Origin of the sequence: Streptomyces regalis (genome assembly GCF_001509475.1) — a bacterium.
Lineage (GTDB): Bacteria > Actinomycetota > Actinomycetes > Streptomycetales > Streptomycetaceae > Streptomyces > Streptomyces regalis.
The window spans coordinates 62,091-69,349 of record NZ_LLZG01000391.1 but is presented as its reverse complement, the minus strand read 5'-3'; the positions used below and the strand labels follow the sequence as shown (position 1 = coordinate 69,349).

Here is a 7,259-nt window from a genome sequence, read left to right as displayed (position 1 = left end):
GGTGACCTCCAGCGCCACCGGGACCGCATCGGGGTGCGTCACGCTGCGCGGGTCGCGGGCCGTGGCGTAGACCTTGCCGGCACCGCGTGCGTACAGCTCCTCCACCAGCGCCTTGCCGATGCCCCGGCTGCCACCGGTGACGAAGACGTTGGCGCCCTTCAAAGCGGTCATGACTCTCTCCACAGAATGAGAAACCGATGGGTTTCCACTAAGGTAAACCGATCGGTTTCCAAGCGCAAGCCCGGCGGGGTCCCCAGCTTCACCGGGGCGTTCCGTATCCATGGATCCCTGGGATGACGAGCTCTCCACCTGTCTGTCCGGCCTGGTCGATGTCGGCGTCGTCCAAGCCCAGTTGGAGCTTGAGGTCGAGCTTCCCGGCCGTGTCGTAGAGCCACTCCGGCACGGTGTCGGGCGTGAGGTGGAGGCGGAGGGCTGGGGGCAGGGGGATGCCTTCGACGCCGGAGAGGGTGCCCGTCAGGCTCTCGACGTACAGGGAGATGTGGTCGCCCCGCAGCGTGGACGTGGAGCCGGGCGCTCCGTCGATGTGCTGGATCTGCGGGCCGACGGGTACGGCCATCTTTAGGTCGCGGATCGTGACGTCCGCCGCGGAGAACTTGAGCACCCGCTTGGGCCCGGCGGCCGTGTCCACGGTCACCACGCCGCCGAAGACGAGGTCGCGCAGTTCGAGGCGGCTTCCCTTCAGGTTCCAGGACTCGGCGGCGAATCGGCCGGCGCTCTTGTCTTCGGGAGCCTTGAGATCGCTGATGTCACAGGTACGGGCGGACCTCGTGGGGGGCGCCGGTGGGGACGACGGCTCGGTCGTCCGATGGCCGGGGGTGAGTGACGTGGGGGGCACGGCCGATGGTGCGTCGGATGGTTCCGTGGTCGTCGGCGTCGGCGTCGGCGTCGGCGTCGGCGTCGGAGCGGCCAGGCTCGGTGAGGGGCTCGCGTCGCGTGCCGGATTCTGCTGCTCGGTGTCACCGTGAAGGAGGGAACCGAGGATGTCCGCAAGGCCGGTGGCGGCAGCGGTCGCGCTCGGTGAGGCGTTCGGAGCCGGGGCGAGGCCCGTTTCCTCGTCAGCCAAGTGCTCCGGCCGCTTCATGGACTCGTCGCTCGTGGGGGCACCGGGCGTGCCGGCGACAGCGGAGAGAGTGGGGGCCGTGGCGGGGGGCGCTGTGTCGGCGGGCCGGGCACAGTCGACACCGTCGCCGGGCGTCTCTTCGGGAGCTGAATGAGCCGCGGTGACGCTCGCGTCGGCTGCGGGCGGACGCTGACTCGCCAGGACGAGGACGGTTGGCAGCGCAGTCAGTGCGAGAGCCTTCCCGAGCGGCAGGCGCAGTCGGGTCAGCGTGGACGTGCGGGGAACGGCGTGACGGCCTCTCGTTGGCCGGGCGTAGAGGGGCGCCAGGGCCGGGAGCCCACCCGTGGCCGCGCACAGCGTGCCGACGAAGAATCCGCCGAAGTTGGCGATGGGAAGCGACAGCACCCCGAGGGAAACGGCGACGCATCCGGCGAAGAACCTGATGGCCGGCTGGAACCACACGTGGCCGCCACGGCGGCGGTCGCCGCAGCGAGCCGAGCGCGTCCAGAGTGTCGTCGTAGACCGCCGACTCCCCGACCAAGTACACCCGGGCGTCCCGCGGTCTTGGCGGTGCGGCGCAAGGTGTCGACGCCGACATGGGCGCTCCTCCGGCAGAACAGCCGTGCCGCGGTGTCGAGCAAGCAGTCGCGTGTCGAGGCGGCGCTGCCGGCCTGTGCGGGCTTCGACCTTGACGGGCCGCTCCAGGGTCGGAAGCGAGTTGTCCACTTGCATCGTGGAAACCGATCTGTTTTCCTAAGTGGAAACAGATCGGTTTCCGACCGATAGTCGGCCTATGACCAGCAACTAAGGGGAATAGTGAGTACCACCTTGGACCGTGGGGCGCCCGCCTCCGGGAAGACAGATTCGGGCCGCCGCGGCTCACATGGCGTGCGCTGGTGGGTGCTCGTCGTGCTGGGCGTGGCGCAGCTCATGGTCACGCTCGACGCGACCGTCGTGAACATCGCGCTGCCCGAAGCGCAACACGACCTCGGTTTCAGTGACGGCAGCCGGCAGTGGGTCATCACGGGCTACGCCTTGGCGTTCGGCAGCCTGCTGCTGCTCGGTGGCCGGCTCGGTGACCTGTTCGGCCGCCGTACGACCTTCGTGACCGGCCTGATCGGTTTCGCGGTCGCATCCGTCGTCGGCGGCGCGGCCGGCAGCTTCGAGATCCTCGTCGGTGCGCGTGTGGCCCAGGGCGTCTTCGCCGCGCTGCTCGCGCCCGCGGCGCTCTCGCTGCTCAGCGTGACCTTCACTGAGCGGTCCGAGAGGGCGAAGGCCTTCGGTATCTTCAGTGCGTTGTCCGGTGCGGGTGCCGCGGTGGGACTGCTGCTCGGCGGCATGCTCACCGAATGGGCGTCGTGGCGCTGGGTGATGTACGTGAACGTCATTTTCGCGGGCGTCGCGCTGGCCGGTGCGTTGCTGTTGCTGGCCAAGCCTGCGGTGACCGAGCGACCCAAGATCGACATTCCTGGCACCGTCGTGGTGAGCGCCGCGCTGTTCGCCATCGTCTACGGGTTCGCGCATGTCGAGTCCACCAGCTGGACCGACCCGGTCGCCCTCGGCTCCATGATCAGCGGCGTCGTGCTGCTCGCGGTGTTCGCCTGGCTGGAGCTCAGGGTCGCGCATCCGCTGCTGCCGCTGCGCGTCGTGCTGGACCGGACCCGGGGTGGTTCGTTCCTGGCCGTGTTCGTCCTGGGCATGGGGATGTTCTCGATCTTCCTGTTCCTGACCTACTACCTGGAGGCCAGCATCGGCTACTCGCCGATCGAGGCCGGTCTGTCCTTCCTGCCGATGGTCGGGGGCATCGTCGCCTCGTCGACCACGGTGCCTTCGCTGCTGCTGCCCAAGGTTGGCCCGAAGGTCGTGGTCAGCGCCGGCTTCCTGGTCTCCGCGTCCGGCATGGCCTTGCTGGCCCGGCTTGGGCTGGACAGCGGCTACGTCGCCGACATCATGCCCGGCATGATCCTGCTGGGTCTCGGCATCGGTGCGGTGATGACCACCGCGTTCCAGGGGGCGACCGCAGGCGTGCACCACGAGGACGCGGGCGTCGCCTCGGCGCTGCACCAGCCAGCAGGTGGGCGGCTCGATCAGTACGGCGCTGCTGACCACCGTTGCCTCGTCGGCCGCGACCGACTACCTGTCCTCGCACAAGCCCGGCGCGCTGACCGTGGCCCAGGCCGGGGTCGAGGGCTACACGGCCACCCTGGCGTGGGGCGCCGGGATCTTCGTGGTCGGTGCGGTGCTCGCGGCGTTCCTGATGCCGAATCGGGCTCTGGAGCCCTCGGAGGGCGAGCCCGTGATCGCCCACTGAGCCCGAATCCACCGTGGACGTGGTGACAGATGCCCTGCGCTGATTGGTGCTCTCAAGGCACAAGCCAGCGCAGGAAGACAGGGGCATCTCCGGGATGGTGCCCACCTCTACCCGCGCGTTCCGTCTTCAGTAAACCGATCATCGCCGGTAGAGGGCACCCACGATGTGGGCTGAATTTGTAAGGCCGATGGGCACGCCGGCCATGGGGGGGCACCGAGTGCAGTCACAGCAGCGGCAGGCGAGCGATGCCGGGCGCGCCGAACACGCCAAGGAGGGTAGGCGCACCGATCCTGGAGACCGCGATGGCGGTGCCGACGTCCGGTCGGCACTCCCATCAAGGCGTCGCCCGGCTTCTACCGCTTCCTCGCGGAGTTCGAGTCGCTGCGACAGATCACCAGCGGTATCCGCTCGATCCTCTCCTGCGACGCCCGAGGCGGCGCGGCCCTGACCCGGTGCTGGATGATGATGGCTGTCGCCTCATTGCGGCCGCGCTCTTCGGCTTCGGGTGACGCGCCGGTACGACCCCCAGGGGCTGCGCCGCGTCCCCACGGTGACGAAGCCCGAGAAGACCGCCGCCCCCAACGGTCGTAAACCGATCGGTTTTCAATGGGCCGGAATCGAGTTAACCTCGCAATATGACCACCGAGGCGAAGTCAAACTCACGAGAGCGGCTGCTGGAGGCGGCGGCCACGCTCACCTACCGAGACGGCGTCAACATCGGCGTCGACGCACTGTGCAAGGCGGCGGGGGTGTCGAAGCGCTCCATGTACCAGCTGTTCGAGAGCAAAGGCGAGCTGCTGGCGGCGAGCCTGGAGGAGCGGGCCGCCTCCTATGTGGCGACGCTCCTGCCCACAGCGGACGACAACCGTCCACCCCGCGAACGGATCCTGCACGTCTTCGAGCAGGCGGAATCGCAGGCGGGTGCACCCGACTTCCAGGGCTGCCGGTACCTGGCCGTGCAGATCGAGCTCAAGGATCAGAGTCACCCCGCGAGCCGGGTGGCCCACCGGGTCAAGGAGAACCTGACCGCCTTCTTCCGTGCCGAGGCCGAGCAGGGCGGGGCGAGCGACCCGGACCTGCTGGCCCGGCAGCTGATCCTGGTCTTCGACGGCGCCAGCGCCCGCGCGGGAATCAGGGCCGACACGCCGACAGGGCTTATCGCTCCCACGGTGACCACCCTGCTCGATGCGGCGGACGTGCGCTGACGTATCGCGCGTATGAGCGCTCTCTGCGATCGATACGCCCGCCGAAGGTGCCGCCGGCCTCCGGCGACACCCGGCCGGTGCGCGATCCTCCGGAACCTCGCCCAGCCGACCCCTGTCGAGAGGCAAGGGGGCCACCCTTGGGCTTGCGCCTGGAAACCGATCGGTTTACGGTGGTGAAACTGATCGGTTTCCCGCCGTGGGGGCGGGTCTCGCGACGAGACTCACGAGGAGCGCCGGATGACGACCACCGCGCACGACACCGAGGGGCAGCTGGCGGAACCGAGGCTTCCGGCGAAGCTGGCCGCCCACCCGTCGGTGCAGGCCGTACTTGCCCGGCGCGAGGCCGGTGGCGCGGCGAGCCCGCCGCTGGTGATCGACGCGGAATGGCTGCGCGAGCTCTGCCTGGCGGCCGGTGCGGACGACGCCGCCGCGGTCAGCCTGGACCACCCCGATCTGGCCGGTGAGCGCGAGCACGCGCAGGCCGCGCTGCCCGGCACCCGCACCCTGATCGCGATGGCGGTCCGGATGAACCGCGACAACTGCCGCTCCCCGGCCCGCAGCGTGGCCAACCAGGAGTTCCACCAGACCGACGAACAGGCCAACCACGCCGCCCGCACGGTCACCCGGGCACTCCAGGACGCCGGTTACCGCGCGCTCAATCCCTCCGTCGGCTTCCCGCAGGAGATGGACCGCTTCCCCAGGGAGCGGATCTGGGTGGTGGCGCACAAGACGGTCGCGGTGGCCGCGGGGCTCGGCGTGATGGGCCTGCACCGCAACGTCATCCACCCGAAGTTCGGCAGCTTCGTCCTGCTGGTCACCGTCCTGGTGGACGCGGAGGTGAGCGAGTACGGCCAAGCGCTGGACTACAACCCCTGCATCGACTGCAAGTTGTGCGTCGCTGCCTGCCCGGTCGGCGCCATCGCCAAGGACGGCGCCTTCGACGCACTGGCCTGCACCACGCACAACTACCGCGAGTTCATGAGCGGGTTCACCGACTGGGCACAGACCGTGGCCGACAGCGAGGACGCCGCCGACTACCGCTCCCGGGTCACCGACTCCGAGAGCGCCTCCATGTGGCAGAGCCTGTCCTCACCCCCCGGCTACAAGTCCGGCTACTGCCTTGCCGTCTGCCCCGCCGGCGAGGACGTCCTGGGCCCCTACCTGGACGACCGCAAGACGTTCATGGACACCGTGCTGCGACCACTCCAGGACAAGAAGGAAACCCTGTACGTCCTGCCGGGCTCGCACGCGCAGGAGTACGCCCAACGCCGCTTCCCGCACAAGCCCGTCAAGGAAGTCACCGGCGGCTGGCAGCCCCCGGCGAAACGCTCCGCGTCCACCGACCGAGAGACACGCACGTCATGAATGGCATCCACCCCTTCCGCGTCCTGCGCGCCAAGCCTCTGTGGATCGCCAACGGCGTCATCACGGGCGCCCTCGCGCTGCTGTTCACCGTGTTCTACGTCGGCGCCAACATCGACCCGGCCGGCCACATGAAGGAACTGCCGGTCGGCCTGGTCAACGCCGACAAGGGAGCCGCCGTCGGCGGCAAGCAGGTCAACCTCGGGGCTCGGATCACCGAGTCGATCAAGAAGTCCACCGCTGGCGGGGACAAGATCGACTGGAAGGTGATGAACCAGAAGGAGATGAAGGAGGAGCTCGGCAAGGGCAAACTGTTCGGCGCGCTCGTCGTGCCCGCCGACTTCACCTCGGCCACCACCGCACTGACCGGCACCGCACCCGCCGGGACCCCGGCCCGCCCAACGCTGACAGTGCTCACCAACCAGTCCGCCGGCAGCATCGGCTCCAGCCTGGCCCGGACGGCGACGACGACCGCGGCCGAGAACGCCTCACTCCAGCTCGGCAGGCAGCTGACCGCGCAGACCGGCGCCCAGCAGACGAAGCTGCCCGCCGCGGCCCGCATCCTGCTCGCCGACCCGGCCGCCGTCACGGTGAAGGACGGCCATCCGCTCGACTCACACAGCGGCCTGGGTCTGACGGCGTTCTACTACGCGCTCACCCTCGTGGTCGTCGGCATGCTCTCCGCCAACGTCATCAGCGGCCAGGTCGACCACGCCCTCGGCTACACCCACAACGACATGGGCCCGCTGCGCCTGCACCGCCCACTGATCCGGGCGAGCCGGGTCCAGACCCTCGCCATCAGCAGCACCCTCATGGCTGGCCTGTCCCTGCTGATGGGCACCCTGGTCCTGGCCGGCGCGGTCGGCATCATGGGCATGGACGCCCCCCACCTGCCGCTGCTGTGGCTGTACTCGGTGTGTGCCATCGCCGTCACCGGAATCGGCGCGCTCACCCTCCTCGCGGTCTTCGGCACACCCGGCATGCTGGTGGTCACGCTGGTCTTCATCGGGATGGCGGTACCCACGGCCGGCGCCACCACCCCACTCGACGCGCTGCCCGGCTTCTACCGCTTCCTCGCGGAGTTCGAGCCGCTGCGGCAGATCACCGGCGGAATCCGCTCGATCCTCTACTACGACGCCCAGGGCGACGCGGGCCTGACGCGGGGCTGGGTCATGATGGCGGCCGGCCTCGTGGCGGCAGCACTGTTCGGTTTCGGCGTACTCGGCTGGTACGACCGCAGGGGGCTGCACCGCATCCCGGCGGAAACGACGCCTGAGAAGACCGCCGTCCCGGCGTAGCA

General features: G+C 69.4%; 4 protein-coding genes and 2 pseudogenes. 4 read left to right on the top strand and 2 right to left on the bottom strand.

What is annotated here, in order from left to right; genetic code table 11:
- Both ADL12_RS57370 and ADL12_RS41125 read right to left on the bottom strand, forming a co-directional pair.
- Positions 1–171 (bottom strand): annotated as a pseudogene (locus ADL12_RS57370) (short-chain dehydrogenase); the annotation flags it as partial.
- Between the two features lie 88 nt (positions 172–259).
- Positions 260–1,543, bottom strand: a complete 1,284-nt coding sequence (locus ADL12_RS41125) for a DUF6114 domain-containing protein (RefSeq protein WP_062713051.1) — start codon at positions 1,541–1,543, stop codon at positions 260–262.
- Between the two features lie 354 nt (positions 1,544–1,897).
- Here ADL12_RS41125 and ADL12_RS41120 point away from each other — a divergent pair.
- The 4 genes and pseudogenes from ADL12_RS41120 (at position 1,898) to ADL12_RS41105 (ending at position 7,257) form a co-directional block, all read left to right on the top strand.
- Positions 1,898–3,392: pseudogene (locus ADL12_RS41120) on the top strand (MFS transporter).
- Positions 3,393–4,027: 635 nt separating this feature from the next.
- Positions 4,028–4,597, top strand: a complete 570-nt coding sequence (locus ADL12_RS41115) for a TetR/AcrR family transcriptional regulator (protein WP_062713049.1) — start codon at positions 4,028–4,030, stop codon at positions 4,595–4,597.
- Between the two features lie 237 nt (positions 4,598–4,834).
- Positions 4,835–5,962 carry a 4Fe-4S binding protein gene (locus ADL12_RS41110; RefSeq protein WP_062713047.1) on the top strand — a complete coding sequence of 376 codons (1,128 nt, stop codon included), beginning with the start codon at positions 4,835–4,837 and terminating at the stop codon, positions 5,960–5,962.
- Positions 5,959–7,257 carry an SNG1 family protein gene (locus ADL12_RS41105; RefSeq protein WP_062713045.1) on the top strand — a complete coding sequence of 433 codons (1,299 nt, stop codon included), beginning with the start codon at positions 5,959–5,961 and terminating at the stop codon, positions 7,255–7,257. Before ADL12_RS41110 ends, ADL12_RS41105 begins: the two co-directional genes overlap by 4 nt.
- The last annotated feature ends 2 nt before the right edge of the window (positions 7,258–7,259 follow it).